Here is a 15,881-nt window from a genome sequence, read left to right on the forward strand (position 1 = left end):
TAACCCTTTTTTATAAACTCAAAATCCATGCCTGAAATTGTGGGAGATACCCCCGTTTATATATTAGCAATAGAGAGCTCGTGCGATGATACTGCCGCAGCCATACTACATAACAGCCAGGTGCTGAGCAATGTAGTGGCAAGGCAAAGCGTGCACGAGCAATATGGCGGCGTGGTGCCCGAGCTTGCCAGCCGTGCCCACCAGCAAAATATAGTGCCCGTGGTAGATGTGGCGCTACAAAAAGCAGGTGTGGAAAAGCAACAACTTAGTGCGGTAGCATTCACACAAGGCCCCGGTTTAATGGGCAGCCTTTTGGTGGGCAGCTCGTTTGCAAAATCGGCGGCAATGGCGCTTGGGGTGCCCCTTATTGCGGTAAACCACATGCAGGCGCATATACTGGCCCATTTTATAGATGAAGATGGTTTTGATAAGCCCACATTCCCGTTCCTGGCTATGACCATAAGCGGCGGGCATACGCAAATTGTGCGCGTAGACAGTTATTTTAGTATGGAAGTAATAGGCGAAACCACCGATGATGCCGTGGGCGAAGCGTTTGACAAAAGCGCCAAGATACTGGGGCTTCCCTACCCCGGCGGGCCGCTGGTAGACAAATATGCGCAACTGGGTAACCCAAAAGCCTATGCCTTTACCAAGCCGCAGGTACCGGGGCTTAACTTTAGCTTTAGCGGGCTTAAAACGCAGATTTTGTACTTTGTGCAGAGGCAGCTGGCAACCGACCCGGATTTCATACAAAACAACATGAACGATATTTGCGCCAGTATTCAGTATACCATTATTAACATATTGATGGACAAGCTGAAGATGGCCGTAAAGGAAACCGGTATTACCCAGGTAGCCATAGGCGGCGGTGTGAGCGCCAACAGCGGCATACGCAACACGCTGAAGGAAGCCGAGAAGAAATACGGCTGGAAAACGTACATACCTAAATTTGAATATACCACCGATAATGCCGCCATGATAGGCATTGTGGGTTACCATAAATTTCTTGAGGGGCAGTTTAACGACAGCTCTGTAACCAGTAAAGCCCGTATTGAACTGTAATGCAGCTTTTTTATAACCCCGACATACAGCCCAACGATGCTTCTTTTATTTTTGATAAGGAAGAGAGCCGCCACATAGTTAAAGTATTGCGCAAGAAAGAGGGCGATATTATTCACATTACCAACGGAAAAGGCTACCTGATTACTTCTCAAGTTGTATTTGCAAACGAGAAGAAGTGCGAGGTGAAGATTACAGGCCCTGAACTTCATGAGCCCATGCCCTATCGCCTGCATTTGGCTGTAGCCCCGACAAAGATGAACGACCGCTATGAGTGGTTTTTGGAAAAAGCGGTGGAAATAGGTATTACCGAAATTACCCCCCTGATTTGCGAACACAGCGAACGCACGGTGTTTAAAGCCGACCGATTTGAGAAAATCCTGCAAAGCGCCATGAAGCAAAGCCTGCAATACTACATGCCTGTGCTGCACGAGCCTGTTCCTTTCAGCTCTTTTGTGAAAGCACAGCGCGACGGGTTAACCTTTATAGCCCACTGCGAGGAAACGGACAAGAAGCTCCTAAAAACCGAAATAAAGCCCGCTGAGGCCATAACTATTTTGATTGGCCCTGAGGGTGATTTCAGCACCAAAGAGATTGCACAGGCGCTGGGATTAGGTTATGTACCGGTTTCATTAGGCAACACAAGGCTACGCACTGAAACGGCAGCGGTTGTGGCAGCGCATAGTGTGGCGTTTGTGAACGAGTAAGCTGTCAGCTTTCAGCGATTAGCTTTCAGAAAAAATGGAACGCGGATGACACGGATTGGGCGGATTTACACGGATTTTTTCAGGTTGCATTCTTCACGTCCTGTCATTACGAGGAGGCACGACGAAGTAATCTTTTAAGGGCATGAGTGAGGATTCCCCTCCTTCGGAGGGCCGAGGTGGTTTAAAATAGACTGATGACATTTTGAAAATAAACATACCACTCCCAACCTTTGCTATAAATAATATATCTTAAATTTATATATTCAATTTAAAGCTCAAATTATGAATCTCCTCAAATTCAACTTTATAGCAATACTGTTCATTGCATTTGTAGCCAAGATAATTGCACAGGAAAATCAAGCACAGGTTAACATCATCCTGATTATAGATAATGAACTCGTAACTTCCGGTGTTAGGCTTAGTTTTGTGTCTGAAAATAACAAAATTCTTTTGGAACAAAAATATACCGCGGGTACTGCACTTGAAATTGATTTGAATTGGTTTGAAGATAAAGTATATCTTGCTTTTGACTATATTGGCAAGGCAGATGAAGAGTATAAAAAATATCATTATCGAATTAACACATTAAAGGGTTATATCTCTAAAACTGAATTCTTAATCTTAAGAATTTTCAATCTTGACAAACCGCTTTTTAAGGAAGCATATTGCAAAGCAAAAGATGAGTATGTTTTTGAAATTGAAAACCAGTCGTACATCATGCAAGAGCCACAATGCAAAGAGTTTGTGAAGTTTTGAAACTGTACTGACAGGAGTATCTTACCCCCCCCCATTATTACGTAAGACAGGCGCAGCGTGTCTCTACAGGAAAAATCCGTGGAAATCCGCCCAATCCGCGTCATCCGCGTTCCATTCTCCCTCCATCTCATTAAAAACGCTATCTTTGCCGCATTATAAATACTAATGCTGACTTTCAGCACATTGATTACATGAAGTTTGAAGACCTTAATTTATTAAAGAATATACAACAGGCCCTTACCGAAGAAGGTTATGAGGCGCCTACCCCCATACAACAGCAGGCTATACCCATTATTTTAGAGGGCAAAGACCTTGTGGGCTGCGCACAGACGGGCACGGGTAAAACGGCTGCCTTTGCCATCCCTATCCTTAACGCCCAGCATCGCATTGTGGGTTCTATAAAGAAAGTAAAGTACATCCGCGCACTGGTTATTACCCCTACGCGTGAGCTTGCCCTGCAAATTGGCGAAAGCTTTGATACCTACGGCAAGTATACCAACATCCGCCAGCTGACCATTTTTGGTGGCGTAAACCAAACCAGCCAGGTAGACCAGCTTAAAAAGGGCGTTGACATACTTATCGCCACTCCCGGCCGTTTGTTAGACCTGCACAAACAGGGTTTCATTAACCTGGACCACCTGCACACCCTTGTGCTTGACGAAGCCGACCAGATGCTGGATATGGGCTTTATTAACGATGTAAAGAAAATTGTAAAGCTTACGCCCGAGAACAGGCAAACGCTGCTGTTTAGCGCTACCATGCCGCTGCCCATCCGCGAGCTGGCCGATACGTTCCTGAGGAAACCGGAGTATGTTTCGGTTGCGCCGATATCATCTACTGCCGAGAAGGTAAAGCAGCAATTGTACCTTGTTGACAAGGGCGACAAACGCAAGCTGCTGTACCACCTTATCCGCAACGAGAACCTGAGCAATGTACTGGTGTTTACCCGCACCAAGCACGGAGCCGACAACGTGGTAAAAGCCCTGAAGAAAAACGGCGTTGAGGCCGGCGCCATACACGGCGATAAGTCGCAAAACGCCCGCCAGCGCGTATTGGACCAGTTTAAGGCTAAGGAAATTCCCGTTTTGGTGGCGACTGACATTGCGGCACGTGGCATTGATATTGAAAGCCTGCCGTATGTTATAAACTTTGACTTGCCTAACATTCCTGAAACCTACGTGCACCGCATAGGCCGTACGGGCCGGGCGGGCAACAGCGGACTTGCCATATCGTTTTGCGGCAAGGATGAGCTGCCGTACCTGAAGGATATCGAAAAGCTGATCAGGATGCAGATAAAGGTTATTGACGGGCATCCCTACCCTTATAATGACGAACCCAAGCCGGAAGGCCAGAAGCCCGACCTGCGCAACAAGAACAAGGCAGCCGGTGCTAATGCCCGCAACGGAAAATCGAAACCGGCAGGTAATGGTAATGGCGGCGGAGGCAACAATTCACGCAAGAGTGAAGCCTCGAAGAAGAACAAAAGGCGCTGGTACTAACTGTAAATGAAAAAAGGGCTTAAAATAGTAATTGTGATAATCTTACTGCCATTTGCTTATGTGGTATCGTGTTCTGCTGAACAAAGTATTCGTGGCAGTAAATTTGATAAGGTTCAAAAACAGGATCACTATTCGAAAGTTGAGGCACTTTTGGGCGAACCCGATAAAATTAGCCAAACATCAAAAGACGGTAAATTTTGGGTTACCTATTATAATTCGTTAGGGCCGGTAAAATATTTATTGGTTTTTGATAAAGACAGTTTAATAACGCAAAAATATACTGATTAAATGCCGCTTAAAAAAGCGGCATTTTTTTATACTCTAACTTTCCGGCATTAGTTAACGAATATCAAACTCCGAAAGTGAAAAATTAGCGTTAAAATCATCTTAAAATGTAAGGTTTTACTTCGTTGGGTTTATGCCCATCTGGTAACAACTTTTTAACGCCGCCTGATGGCAAATTTTGCTTACATTTGATAGTATAACCAATAATCGCTACAATTATGAGTACCGTTTACCATTATGCTACCGTATTAAAGGCCATTCAGGAGCTTCGGGAGAAAGGCTTTAACGAAGATTTTAACCTGGAAGACAACTACTTAGCCAGCAACTCAGGCCGCTGGAGTGATGAGGAGTTTGAAATTGCACACATCTACTTTTACGAAGGCGCCACAAACCCTGACGATGAGGCCACAGTATATGGCATTGAGTCGGCCAGCGGGCATAAAGGCATACTGGTTACAGGCAATGATGCCCTTACCGATGCCGAGTCGGGTGCTATAATAAAGAAGCTACTGAAGCATAGAAATGACAAGTAAAACAATGAAGATCAAATCATTGGCTATATCTTTATTAGCTGTTGCGAGTAGTTTTGGGCAAACCGTAAAGGTTATGAGCTATAACATTCGCCTTGATGTTGAGAGTGATGGCATTAACCGCTGGGATAACCGTAAGGCCATGCTGTCAGGACAGGTACAGTTCTATGAACCTGACTTTATGGGCATACAGGAAGGGCTACCCCACCAGGTGCAATACCTTGATAGTGTGCTAACTATCTATAAATACATTGGTGTAGGCCGCGATGACGGCAACAACCAGGGCGAGTTTTCTGCCATATTTTATAACGAGAAAAAGTATAAGCCGATACAGCAGTCTACCTTCTGGCTCTCGCAAACCCCTGATAAACCGGGGCTTGGTTGGGATGCCGCCTGTAACAGGGTATGTACCTACGGCCTTTTTGAAGACCTTAAGACCAAGAAGCAGGTATGGGTATTTAACACCCATTTTGACCACTTAGGTAATGTGGCACGTGTAGAAAGCGCCAAACTTATACTTAAGAAAATCAATGAGTTAAACACTAAAAACCTGCCATTTATCTTAACAGGTGACTTTAATCTTGAAGAGGATTCAGAAAGCATAAAGCTTATTGCCAGCCACCTGAACGATAGCAAAGCCGTTGCTAATCAAACGTTTGGGCCTGATGGTACATTTAATGCATTTGAGTTCAATAAACCGGTAACCAAACGCATTGATTATGCATTTACATCAAAATCAGGAATATCAGTTGAAAAATATGCAGTATTAAGCGATTCTAAAGACTGCCGGTATCCCAGCGACCATCCTCCGGTATATGTAGAAACAGAATTAAAGTAGCCATGGGCTACTTTTTCTTTTTTGAATATAAAGTACTGGATACAAATAAGATAACTCTATTATTTCGCTGCTTTTTAATCAGGCTCCAATTGATAATAAGACCGGTTACGCATATAGCCATAAGGGTTATAAGGAGGCTTACGTAGATAATCTCGTCAAAAGTATCTACATAAGGTATCTTGAGTACAAAAAAATACAGGGAAACTATAAAGGTGAGCACTGAAAGTATCAGGGAAAAAAGCTTCATATCAAGGGGTTAGGTGCGTGTCAACATATATAACGCTAAAAAAAGGAATAAAGTATAATTAAACCCTGAAATACTTTACATTGCCAGTAGCATCTCCCCCATACTAATGTATGCCTTTTTGCTCCCTGCAATACGGTACTGAAAGGTATATTCTATATCACCCTCTATAAAATCCTTATAAAAATTGGTGTCATAAATCATACGCTCCTGGGTATCAGCATCAGGCGGCATTAGTGAAAGATCTTTGTTACAAACACCCTCTACAACAAACTCATATACGTTTTTCTCAAAGGTTTTAATGGTCCCATTAAGGTTAAAATCCTCGCTATCAACATTTTTATAGATATCCATATCCAGCTTGATATCATGATCTTTATACTCAGCAGCTATGCTGTGTTCGTTTTCTTTAAATTTAAAACTGCCATCAGCCTTAAAAAACTCTTTAAAGCCATCAAATACCCGCTTAATTTCAGAGCGCTTAAGTTCCTTACGCTTAAACTCATAGCGCTTTTTATAGTCGTCGTGTTCTGATTTTATATCTATTTTTATTTTGAGGTAACCAACATCCATAGTGTATAGTATTAAATTTCAGCCACTTTAGGCTTAAAGAAGTTTACAAAAAAGAATTTATCAGGCTCAAGCCCGGCATCGGTAAGCATTTGCTTAACCTGACCTTGTTTATCGGCAGAAACATTCAGGAATAGCAAAAAAGCCGCAAGGTTTTCAAATCTGAAGCTAAGCGGTGTGTTTAGCGAATATGCCGTAAATGAATATGCCGCAGATGCAACATCTACCCCATTCTTCTCAAAGGCCTTTATTATTTCAGAAAAATCATTTTGCATAACGGGTTGTAATTAGTTTAGACATTCCGGTTAACAGGACATATCCAAATTATTAATTTAATTACAATCCGCTTCTTAAAATAGCTATAAATTTTTCTTCCGCAGGGTCTCTAAAGCTATTTTTAATGCCTCTATAGTAGTGTTCTGGGCTTCAATAGTTTTAAGTAAAGCCTGTTTTTCTGCTTCAAAATCCCGTGTTTGGGGTTCTGCCACAGCATATATGGGAGATGACTTGTAACCTTTATTTTTTAAATAAAGGTCTTCATTAACAAATTCATCTAATGTTAGCTTGTACTCTGCACATATGCTTTGCATCACCTCTATCTTAGGCGTAGAAATGCCGCGAACATAGGTACCCACAACGCTTTTCTTAAGGCCAAAGTTAGCCCCAAACTCATCCTGCGACAAATAATTATTTTCGCACAAATATTTAATATTTAAGCCAATAAAATTCCTCATGCATTTTATAATTATTTTAACACCTGATTTATTTTTGTTTTTGCAATTATTTATTTAAATTTAACTTTATAAATATACAGATTTTTTTTGCATATTATAAAAATTTATGAAAGCAAGTGATTTTTTAAAAGCCAGAAACGAGCAAATTATAAGCCGGTACCAACAACTTAAAGTAAAACGAATCCCCTCTTATGAAGCAAAACAGCAAATTAGCAAGGAGTTTGGAGATCTTTCCATCTCTACCATAGACCAGATTATATACAATAAAAAGTACAGCAACAGCCCACTTGAAAAATAAAAAACGCCCCACAAATGCGGGGCGTCTATTATTTCAAACCTGTTGTTGTGTCTTAACAGATTATTTTACTTCTTCAAAACTAATAGCGCCTATATATCAACCACTTACAATATAATGGTACAAATAGGGTACTAAATTAAAATAATTTATCTTTACTTTACAAGATACTTATTAGAGAAAATATAGCCTAAATATGAAAATATCTAAGTAAACTTATGAATTAAGGTAGTTTACACATTTTACCTGTTTGATATTTTTTACGTTTTAGCTAATTTTTATGGTTTTTTAATCTTCTACTTCACTTAAATTTTCTTTGTAGAAATTTACACTATTTTGAGAGATTTTCTATATAATAAGGAGCTCATATCCCTCCCTAAGGTCGGGACGGACGTACTGCTTTTCGGTAAAGGCTTTATCAATTCCCTTCAGGTAATATCCCTCTTATCCATTTTCCAGTGGCTTTTGCCAATGTAAAAATCCGATACGGCTTGATTGGCAAAATCATGGTTTTCCTGGATATTCGGTAAAGCGGCCTTAAGCTTCTCTATAACCAGGCCGTAGTTGTGCAGCATACACTGGTTGATGCTTTCTGAATGCGTGAAATAAGGAATTATATCAGGTCCTCCCAGCCTTGCGCATTCCTCTATACCCTGCCCGTTCACAACAAAGCACAACCCGTAATTGTCCAATCCAATGCCTTTGCCTTGGAAGGGTGGCTTTCCTGTACATAAAATAAATCGACACGATCACGCCCAGAGATATCAGCTCCGTTGCGATAACGGGGAGCAGATTTCCAAGACTTGTCGCGCCAAGGAGCGTTACCCGAACAAATGTCGAACTATTTTGAGAAAGACTTGGAACGTTTGTCTAGATTGTTTTGACTATTTCACTAACTCGTACACATTAGAACAATAGAAAGTTAAGAGTTCGAATCCCTGACGGCCCACAGAAAGACAAACAAAGCCATTGGATTCCAATGGCTTTGTTATTTTAAAATGTTTTCACAAATCCTATTCCAGCATTTTTGCCATCGTAAAATGGCATTATAAAAGAAGTAGGGTGTGTTTCTTCTTTCTTTCCGAAAAGTGTTTTACTGATAAACGGGTTTACCCAATAGGCAATTTTAGTGCTTAATATACCAATACCTGCTCCAGCTGCAACATCGGTAAGCCAGTGGCGATTATTGTATATCCTGAATAGCCCAGTACCGGTAGCAACGGCATACCCGGCGATACCATACCAAACCGATTTATCTTTATATTCCTGACATAAAAATTCGGCTCCGGCAAAGGCGGTTGCAGTATGCCCGGATGGGAAAGAGTTCTTAGATGTACCATCCGGACGTTCTATATGCGATATTGATTTTAATGCAAAAACAGTGCTGCTCATAATAATATAAGATGTTGCCAGTATAACACCCCTGTCACGTAGGTTGTGCTTTGCCCTTACACCAAAAGCGTCCAGTGCAAATACTGATGCAGCAGGTGCCCACTGGCTAAAATCGTCTATAGATGTTTTTTGGTCAATGTCTTCTTTTACTTCTTCCCTTATCTGTGTGTTAAAACTTTTCAGCTGGTCGTTTTCTATACCTATAACACCATAGCCTATAAGTATAGTAGGTATAATAAGCTGTTTGTAATTAAACTTGAGTTTTTGTATGGTATCAACTTTTAAGCTGTCCTGTACAGTATAGGCTTTTACAGTGTCGTCCTGTGCATTGGAAAGTTGCACAATTAGAAGACAGGCAAATAAAATTACGATTTTCCTCATGGTAAGGGGATTTAAAAAGTTTGCGTAATTTTATTTCATAAGATGGTCTTGTTTTTTTAGCTAAAGTCTGTACAGATTTTGAATTTTTCCTGAACGCGAAATTATTTAAGAAGCTTATGGTTAAACAGATAGTCAGCGGTTTGGTACCAAGCAATGGTTTCTTCTAAAAATGATTGTTCCATAGGCAATGCTTTCAGGCTGTTGTTCTGTTTATTCCACAAATAAAAAGCCTGTTTGCGCTGGTCTGACAGTATCATTACTTTATCCTGTTTCATTAATGTTAGCTTTCGGTAGGTCCCCATAAGCGAACGTTCTTCAAATTCATTTCTAAGTACATTTTTTCCAAAGAAGTCAGAATCATAATTCCAGTGCAGCAAGCCAAAAAGCGTAGGGAATAAATCTATTTGTGAACACAGTTTGTTTATCTTTTGGTTTTGTGCTTCGGCCAGGTTTATAATAAAGGCTGGTATATGATAGTTGGCCACATCAATTTCGTCTTTACCGGCGCTGCTGGCACAATGGTCGGCTACAATAACAAAAACCGTATTTTTAAACCAGGGCTTTGTTTTGGCATCGGCAAAAAATTCACGCAGTGCAAAATCAGTATATTTAACCGCACCCGAACGCCCCGTGCCCGACGGAATGTCTATTTTTCCTGACGGATAAGTATATGGCCTGTGGTTAGAGGTGGTCATTACAAAATTGAAAAAAGGTTGCCCGGCAGCATATTGCTTGTCAGCCACACGCAGCATTTTGTTAAAAATATCTTCGTCGCAAATGCCCCACGCATTTTCAAAGGTTACCTCATTGTCTTCAATGTGGTTGCGCACTGCCTGAATTTCATCGCTCAGCACACTGCCGTGACCACGGTCGTAGATATTAAAGCCGTTTCCGCCAAAATAAGCGTTCATGTTATCAAAATAACCGTCGCCTCCATAAAAGAAGTTACTGTCATATCCTTTGGCTTTAAATACACTGTTTACGGTATAAAGGTTTGCATTATCCGGCCGTTTTACAATGCTCTGCCCAGGTGTGGGTGGTATACAAAGTGTTACAGCTTCCATACCGCGAACGGTGCGCGTACCCGTAGCATACAGGTTATCAAAGAATACACTCTTTTGTGCCAGGCTGTCCAGAAACGGGGTAATGTTTTCGGTATTGCCAAATTCTTTCATAAAGCTACCGCTAAGGCTTTCTACCAAGATGAACACTACATTCTTCTTTTGCTCAGACGGAAGACTATCGGTAATCTTGCGGTGGATGGAATAATTTTCTTTGGTATAAAAAGCATTAGGCCCGCCCAGTTTTTTGCGTACCAATGCAAATGCTTTGTCGTTATTTATCGTAGTATAAAACTCAGTATATTTCATCTGATTGTTACGGAAAGCCGCAAAAAAAGAGTAAATACCTGATTTAGATATTTCAGAATTATAGCGGTTTGTGCTCCACTCTGCCATGCTGTTGTTAATGAAAAACACGAAGATAAACACCACAGTAACTGTGCTGCCTAAAACATACAGGCGTTGTTTTATAGATACTTTTACACTAAATGAAGTAGCAAACGCACCCGTTTTGTAAAACAGGAACAATATGCCCCCGCTTATGCATAACACTCCGCCTATGAGTAGTGGTAATGGATAAGACTGGTTAATATTTGCCATTACCTCATGGGTATAAATGAGATAATCTACCGCTATAAAGTTAAAACGGGTTTTAAACTCATCCCAAAATGTAATTTCGGCAAAAAAGGTAAATACTATGATAGTTATAGTAAGAGCGGTAAAGAACCATACCAGCCCCTTATCTATCCACGAACCCACAAAACGATTGGGCATTAGTGTGTAGTAAATAACTGCCGGTATACATACAAAGGCTACAGTGCCTAAATCGAAAAACAGGCCGGTAAGTAATGTTTGCAGTACATGCAGTATATTCCACGAAACCTCATCATATTGCCAGATGAAGAAACAAACCCTCAACAACTGACAAACAATAAGGAACCAACAAATAAAGTGTACTAAAACCGAAAACCTGCCCGATTTATTTAATTTCTGAAACATTGCATACTAAGTTTATGATGCAAGTTTCTAACCTAATTCTGAATTAAATTAGAATTTCTAATCTTGGGTTATTTAGTATTCTAAAATTTATAACTGTAACCGAAACGCACTACCTGAGTTTCATAATAATCTTTACTGATGTAGCTAAAACCATTGCCCTGAACTTCTTTACGGATAACGAGCGTGTTGAACAAATCGGTAGCATTTAAAAACAATTCGCCTTTGCCTTTTTGTATTACTTTCTTCAGACCAATATCAGTAGAAAAACGCCCGAGGGTTTTGCCCTGCGGAATAATATCGGGTGCCAGGTAGGCTGCCATAAGTTGTCCTGTAAGGGTAGACGAGAAAGTAAAGGTATTGTTCCACTTAACATTGCCTGATGTTATCTGTTGTTTTGTGGCTGAATAATTTGTGGGCTCAGGATACAGTATATCTACACTATAACCATCAATGGTGTTGCGGTATAGTGTAGCATTAAGGTTAAAAGAATACCATGAGGTGGCTTTGTATGAAAACATAACTTCAGAACCCATCATTTTGCTTTTACTGGCATTTTCAAAAACATTATAAATAAGTGTACTCCCTGGCGTGGTTGTGGCAATACGTGTAATGGTGCCCTCTACCTGCTTGTAGTATGCCGACGCAAAAAAGTAACCTTTCTCAAAATTAGTCTTATAACCCAATTCGGCAGTATTGGTAAATTGTGGGCGCAGGCCGGGATTACCCACTTTTATAATCTCGGCATCATCATATTTAGGAAAAATACGGATATCTACTTCATTAGGGCGGTCTACCCGGCGGTTATAAAACAATGACAGTTTGTGGTTATCGTTTAATTTATATGCAAAGCGAAGTGATGGAAATGGCTCCAGATAATGGTAACCGTCTGTGCGGTAAACGGGGTGGTTAGGGTTCACTTCATATTCAAGATCAAGATATTCTACACGTACCCCTGCTTCAGCTTCAATTAGGTTAGTTTCATAAATATAGTTGCCATACACAGCGGGTATCGATTCTTCATACGTTGCTTTCCCACCGGCATCAGCATCTATCACAGAGTTTTGACCGGGGTAGAACTGCATATTTGTTGGGATAATCCTGTTCCTGAATTTAAAACCGGCTTCAAATCTACCGGAAGATAACGGCTTTATGTAGTCTATATTTACGTCCAGTACATTTTCGTCTGACAAAAGTTTGAAAGCATCCCTCCCGGTAGAAGCTGGCAATATATTATCAAAAAAATATTTTTCATCTTCCCTGTGAAAAGTGTAGTTAACACCGGTATTAAGCACATGTCCGGCCTCTTTAAATTTATGCTGGTATGAAGCCGAAGCCATTACGGTAGTCTTTAGCTCATCTTCAAGAAACTGCCATAACCTCAGGCGCTCGGAATAATCTGCATTAAAAAATGGTTCATCCCCATTATCAATAATCTTTTCACTACCAAAAAGTGCCGAAAAAGCCAGAGTGTTGTTATCATTATAGTTCCAGTCGATACCCGTTTTAAGGTTGGTAAAATGCGTGTTTCGGTTGCGTTTGGTTTGCTGGTTTATTATAGTGCCGTCATCATAAGTACGGGTTACAAATTCATTTTTATTCAGCGTTTCGGTATACAGGTAATCACCCTGAAAGTAGATATTAATTTTTTCTTTACGATAGTTAAGTGACAATGAAGGATTTATTTTTGGAGTGAACTGGTATTGCGGACGAATGGTTGGGAGGTTACCTTTACGCTGCCATAGCGCCCCTAAGCCTGATGCTAATCCCACTTTACCGTTTAACCCCTCATCTTTATTTTTTTTCAGGATGATGTTAATAATACCTGCATTGCCATTGGCATCATATTTAGAAGAAGGGTTATTAATAATTTCAATTTTTTCTATAGCCGATGCAGGCAGGTTGTCCAGTCCCGACTGCGCGTTAAACCCTGTAAGTGCAGTTTGTTTTCCGTCTATAAGTATCATTACTTTATCATTACCGCGAAGCTGTACTTTACCATCCTGGGCGGTAACGCCCGGCAGGTTTTGCATAGCCTGTAATACCGATCCTCCGCTTTGGGCAATGTTATCGGCAAGTGTAAATGTTTTTTTGTCCAGTTTATTGCCTATTTCATCTTGCCGGGCGGTTATAACTACTTCGTCAAGTTGTTGGGCATCTGTGGTAAGTTGTAGTTTACCTATATTAAGAAATTCCGAAAGCGTACCCACAAACAGCTCTTTTGTAAATGTTTTATAACCCATAAAACGTATTTCGAGCAGGTAATTGCCGGGCGGTATGGGAGACAGGGTAAAGCTTCCTTCTTCGTTAGTGATGGCAGTTGTTATAACTGTATTGGTTTTCGATTTTATAACAGCATTGGCATAAGCCACAGGTGTTGTACTGTCGGTTTCAGTTACAGTGCCGGAAATGGTTACCTCCTTTACCTGCGCTATTGCTGCCTGATAAAAACACAGCATTAACAATGCTAAATAAATAATGGTGCTCTTTTTCATAGTTGTACTTCGTTTTTTGATATGGCGAAGTTGCAACCTGATTTGGAAGTAAATCTGAATTATGGGAAGGTTACGATAAAATAATGCAGGTCATTTTTAAAATCATACGAAATGTTCCATTGGTTCAACTCACCGATTTTTTTTATGATGGCAAGCCCCAGTCCGTTGCCTTGCGATGAAGGGTTTTCTTTAGAAAAACGGTTAAACAGCTTCCCCGAATTCAGTGGATTGTTCAGCCCGGTATTGGCAAACGTTACAGTGTTTTGAGTTGTAGTAATGATTATTTCGCCATCCTGAACATTGTGCCTTATGGCATTCATAAACAGGTTGTTTACCAGTACCTCTGCAAGAGCGGGATTGGTAGTGACTGAAAGCTGTACATCCAATTCAAGTTTAAACGATAGATTTTTAGGTTCGCCCTGCTCCCTGAAAAAGTCAATGTGCTTTTCAATCAAATTGTTTATTTGTACCGGCTGTTTTTCCAGATAGGTGTCGTTGTCTATTTTAGACAACAACAACAGGTTCTTATTAAGGCGGTTCATACGCGAAATATCATTATTAAGCGCGCCTATAATATCAGAGGCTTCATCGGGCAGTCCTTCAGCTTGTGCAAGGGTATCTACTTTGGTCTGGAAAAGTGCCAAAGGTGTTTGTAGCTCATGCGCGGCGTTTTCTACAAACTCGCGCTGGCTTTTGTAAATGGCAGTATTTTTTTCAATAAGCTTTTCTATGCTTTTGTTCAGCGAATCAAACTCCTTAATATCCGTTGGGGCAAAATTAGGTTCACGGTTTTTGTCTATTTCGAAATCCTGGATTTTGCGAAGCGTGTCATAAAATGGTTTCCATATTTTAGCGGCAGATTCCCTTGATATATAAATAATTCCGGCTAGCAGTATTACAATGATGCACAAAAACATCATGGCTATACTCACCACCATCCCCTCCATCTCTACAAGGTTGGTCTTTTCTATATAAGTAAACTTTTTGCTGTTTATGGTTACAGGAGAATAGAGTATACGGAACGGTTCCATCTCTCCCGATGTAGGTTCGTAAAGCGACTTACCCACGATGGAATCAGTAGAAACTCCCATATCGGGTACTATTTCTACATCGCGGTTGTATTTGTTCCAGGCAACGATATCGCTTTCGGTAAACTTATGATGCGTGCCTTTTACAAAGTCTTCTTTATGAAAAATCAGTACCTCATCAGTTTCGTACACATACAACCACTGACTGATAAAATAAAACGCCGGAGCCGATGCCAGCAGAATGAGTACGGCATAAATCAGAAAACTTCGGGTGGTTTTATTTAAAAGCTTTGTTTTACTCATCCTGCCATTTATACCCCAGGCCATATACGGTTTTTATATAATCGCCCGCGCCGGACGTGGTAAGTTTCTTTTTAAGGTTTTTTATGTGGGCATATACGAAGTCGTGGTTATCAAGCATATCGGCCATATCACCGCTAAGGTACTCGGCTATAGCACTTTTACTCAGCACCTTGTTTTGATTGCCTATTAGATACAGCAGCAAATCTATTTCTTTTTTGGTTATGTCCAGCTTAATGTCATTTACAGTTACGTTCTTACCAAGCAGGTCGACCGAAATTTCGTTAAAAGTAATAATGTTGCTGCCATTAAAGTTCTTACGCCGTATGAGTGCCTGCATACGAACCAACAGTTCAGATAAGTGAAAAGGCTTTGTTAGGTAATCGTCGGCCCCCAGGTTAAAACCTTCAATGCGGGTTTCAAGTGTTTCCTTTGCTGAAATGATGATTACGCCGTCAGTCTTGTTAAGCCGTTTAAGTTCTTTAAGTATATCAAAACCATCTCCGTCGGGCAGCATCAAATCCAAAAGTATACAATCATACTCATACATGCCTATTTTGTCCAGTGCTTCGCGCTTTGATGCTGCGTTTTCGCACTGAATACCATACGGCTTAAAGTACTCTTTAATGCTTTTGCTAATTGCAGGTTCGTCTTCGATTATCAGCACTTTCATACCTGCAATTTAATGAATAGATTTTGAAGAAAATTTGA

General features: G+C 40.7%; 17 protein-coding genes. 8 read left to right on the forward strand and 9 right to left on the reverse strand.

Features of this window, described 5'->3' with window-relative positions; translation table 11 throughout:
• The first annotated feature begins 27 nt into the window (after positions 1 to 27).
• The 7 genes from tsaD (at position 28) to AM279_RS04570 (ending at position 5,674) form a co-directional block, all read left to right on the forward strand.
• Complete coding sequence (gene tsaD, locus AM279_RS04540; protein WP_143090446.1) at positions 28 to 1,062, forward strand: tRNA (adenosine(37)-N6)-threonylcarbamoyltransferase complex transferase subunit TsaD; 1,035 nt, start codon at positions 28 to 30, stop codon at positions 1,060 to 1,062.
• Entirely contained in the window at positions 1,062 to 1,766 is a 705-nt protein-coding gene (locus tag AM279_RS04545; protein WP_054406508.1) for a 16S rRNA (uracil(1498)-N(3))-methyltransferase, read from the forward strand. The genes tsaD and AM279_RS04545 overlap by 1 nt, the downstream gene beginning before the upstream one ends.
• A 282-nt stretch (positions 1,767 to 2,048) precedes the next feature.
• Positions 2,049 to 2,522: a hypothetical protein gene (locus AM279_RS04550; RefSeq protein WP_054406511.1), complete on the forward strand. Its 474-nt coding sequence runs from the start codon at positions 2,049 to 2,051 to the stop codon at positions 2,520 to 2,522.
• Between the two features lie 191 nt (positions 2,523 to 2,713).
• A complete protein-coding gene (locus AM279_RS04555) occupies positions 2,714 to 4,021 on the forward strand; it encodes a DEAD/DEAH box helicase (protein ID WP_054406514.1) in 1,308 nt (435 codons plus the stop codon).
• 6 nt (positions 4,022 to 4,027) lie between these two features.
• Entirely contained in the window at positions 4,028 to 4,309 is a 282-nt protein-coding gene (locus tag AM279_RS04560) for a hypothetical protein (RefSeq protein WP_054406517.1), read from the forward strand.
• A gap of 215 nt (positions 4,310 to 4,524) precedes the next feature.
• Positions 4,525 to 4,839 (forward strand): hypothetical protein, encoded by a 315-nt coding sequence (locus AM279_RS04565; protein WP_054406520.1) that lies wholly within the window; start codon positions 4,525 to 4,527, stop codon positions 4,837 to 4,839.
• A gap of 4 nt (positions 4,840 to 4,843) precedes the next feature.
• On the forward strand, positions 4,844 to 5,674 hold the full coding sequence (locus AM279_RS04570; protein WP_054410128.1) for an endonuclease/exonuclease/phosphatase family protein: 831 nt from the start codon (positions 4,844 to 4,846) through the stop codon (positions 5,672 to 5,674).
• A gap of 322 nt (positions 5,675 to 5,996) precedes the next feature.
• Here AM279_RS04570 and AM279_RS04580 read toward each other — a convergent pair whose 3' ends face one another.
• The 3 genes from AM279_RS04580 to AM279_RS04590 all read right to left on the reverse strand — a co-directional run bounded on the left by AM279_RS04580 (position 5,997) and on the right by AM279_RS04590 (position 7,222).
• Entirely contained in the window at positions 5,997 to 6,491 is a 495-nt protein-coding gene (locus AM279_RS04580) for a hypothetical protein (protein ID WP_054406525.1), read from the reverse strand.
• 11 nt (positions 6,492 to 6,502) lie between these two features.
• Entirely contained in the window at positions 6,503 to 6,763 is a 261-nt protein-coding gene (locus AM279_RS04585) for a hypothetical protein (RefSeq protein ID WP_054406527.1), read from the reverse strand.
• 84 nt (positions 6,764 to 6,847) lie between these two features.
• Complete coding sequence (locus AM279_RS04590) at positions 6,848 to 7,222, reverse strand: helix-turn-helix domain-containing protein (RefSeq protein WP_054406530.1); 375 nt, start codon at positions 7,220 to 7,222, stop codon at positions 6,848 to 6,850.
• Positions 7,223 to 7,328: 106 nt separating this feature from the next.
• Here AM279_RS04590 and AM279_RS04595 point away from each other — a divergent pair, with 106 nt between their 5' ends.
• On the forward strand, positions 7,329 to 7,520 hold the full coding sequence (locus tag AM279_RS04595) for a hypothetical protein (RefSeq protein ID WP_054406533.1): 192 nt from the start codon (positions 7,329 to 7,331) through the stop codon (positions 7,518 to 7,520).
• Positions 7,521 to 7,945: 425 nt separating this feature from the next.
• On the opposite strand, the gene AM279_RS20600 is transcribed toward AM279_RS04595, so the two are convergent.
• The 6 genes from AM279_RS20600 to AM279_RS04625 all read right to left on the reverse strand — a co-directional run bounded on the left by AM279_RS20600 (position 7,946) and on the right by AM279_RS04625 (position 15,843).
• Positions 7,946 to 8,092: a hypothetical protein gene (locus AM279_RS20600; RefSeq protein WP_160316428.1), complete on the reverse strand. Its 147-nt coding sequence runs from the start codon at positions 8,090 to 8,092 to the stop codon at positions 7,946 to 7,948.
• Between the two features lie 418 nt (positions 8,093 to 8,510).
• Positions 8,511 to 9,290, reverse strand: a complete 780-nt coding sequence (locus AM279_RS04605; protein ID WP_082344179.1) for a phosphatase PAP2 family protein — start codon at positions 9,288 to 9,290, stop codon at positions 8,511 to 8,513.
• Between the two features lie 101 nt (positions 9,291 to 9,391).
• Positions 9,392 to 11,350 (reverse strand): LTA synthase family protein, encoded by a 1,959-nt coding sequence (locus AM279_RS04610; RefSeq protein WP_054406542.1) that lies wholly within the window; start codon positions 11,348 to 11,350, stop codon positions 9,392 to 9,394.
• An 80-nt stretch (positions 11,351 to 11,430) separates the two neighbouring features.
• Positions 11,431 to 13,842: an outer membrane beta-barrel family protein gene (locus AM279_RS04615; protein ID WP_054406545.1), complete on the reverse strand. Its 2,412-nt coding sequence runs from the start codon at positions 13,840 to 13,842 to the stop codon at positions 11,431 to 11,433.
• A gap of 59 nt (positions 13,843 to 13,901) precedes the next feature.
• Positions 13,902 to 15,173: a sensor histidine kinase gene (locus AM279_RS04620; protein ID WP_082344291.1), complete on the reverse strand. Its 1,272-nt coding sequence runs from the start codon at positions 15,171 to 15,173 to the stop codon at positions 13,902 to 13,904.
• Positions 15,166 to 15,843 (reverse strand): response regulator transcription factor, encoded by a 678-nt coding sequence (locus tag AM279_RS04625; RefSeq protein ID WP_054406550.1) that lies wholly within the window; start codon positions 15,841 to 15,843, stop codon positions 15,166 to 15,168. Before AM279_RS04625 ends, AM279_RS04620 begins: the two co-directional genes overlap by 8 nt.
• Positions 15,844 to 15,881: the final 38 nt, after the last annotated feature.

Source organism: Flavobacterium akiainvivens, assembly GCF_001278115.1.
GTDB classification, from domain to species: Bacteria; Bacteroidota; Bacteroidia; order Flavobacteriales; family Flavobacteriaceae; genus Flavobacterium; species Flavobacterium akiainvivens.

Excerpts from the sequence above, each read along its gene's own strand:
- tsaD (WP_143090446.1), top strand. The coding sequence starts at position 28 with ATGCCTGAAATTGTGGGAGATACCCCCGTTTATATATTAGCAATAGAG.
- AM279_RS04545 (WP_054406508.1), top strand. The coding sequence starts at position 1,062 with ATGCAGCTTTTTTATAACCCCGACATACAGCCCAACGATGCTTCTTTT.
- AM279_RS04550 (WP_054406511.1), top strand. The coding sequence starts at position 2,049 with ATGAATCTCCTCAAATTCAACTTTATAGCAATACTGTTCATTGCATTT.
- AM279_RS04555 (WP_054406514.1), top strand. The coding sequence starts at position 2,714 with ATGAAGTTTGAAGACCTTAATTTATTAAAGAATATACAACAGGCCCTT.
- AM279_RS04560 (WP_054406517.1), top strand. The coding sequence starts at position 4,028 with ATGAAAAAAGGGCTTAAAATAGTAATTGTGATAATCTTACTGCCATTT.
- AM279_RS04565 (WP_054406520.1), top strand. The coding sequence starts at position 4,525 with ATGAGTACCGTTTACCATTATGCTACCGTATTAAAGGCCATTCAGGAG.
- AM279_RS04570 (WP_054410128.1), top strand. The coding sequence starts at position 4,844 with ATGAAGATCAAATCATTGGCTATATCTTTATTAGCTGTTGCGAGTAGT.
- AM279_RS04580 (WP_054406525.1), bottom strand. The coding sequence starts at position 6,491 with ATGGATGTTGGTTACCTCAAAATAAAAATAGATATAAAATCAGAACAC.
- AM279_RS04585 (WP_054406527.1), bottom strand. The coding sequence starts at position 6,763 with ATGCAAAATGATTTTTCTGAAATAATAAAGGCCTTTGAGAAGAATGGG.
- AM279_RS04590 (WP_054406530.1), bottom strand. The coding sequence starts at position 7,222 with ATGAGGAATTTTATTGGCTTAAATATTAAATATTTGTGCGAAAATAAT.
- AM279_RS04595 (WP_054406533.1), top strand. The coding sequence starts at position 7,329 with ATGAAAGCAAGTGATTTTTTAAAAGCCAGAAACGAGCAAATTATAAGC.
- AM279_RS20600 (WP_160316428.1), bottom strand. The coding sequence starts at position 8,092 with ATGCTGCACAACTACGGCCTGGTTATAGAGAAGCTTAAGGCCGCTTTA.
- AM279_RS04605 (WP_082344179.1), bottom strand. The coding sequence starts at position 9,290 with ATGAGGAAAATCGTAATTTTATTTGCCTGTCTTCTAATTGTGCAACTT.
- AM279_RS04610 (WP_054406542.1), bottom strand. The coding sequence starts at position 11,350 with ATGTTTCAGAAATTAAATAAATCGGGCAGGTTTTCGGTTTTAGTACAC.
- AM279_RS04615 (WP_054406545.1), bottom strand. The coding sequence starts at position 13,842 with ATGAAAAAGAGCACCATTATTTATTTAGCATTGTTAATGCTGTGTTTT.
- AM279_RS04620 (WP_082344291.1), bottom strand. The coding sequence starts at position 15,173 with ATGAGTAAAACAAAGCTTTTAAATAAAACCACCCGAAGTTTTCTGATT.
- AM279_RS04625 (WP_054406550.1), bottom strand. The coding sequence starts at position 15,843 with ATGAAAGTGCTGATAATCGAAGACGAACCTGCAATTAGCAAAAGCATT.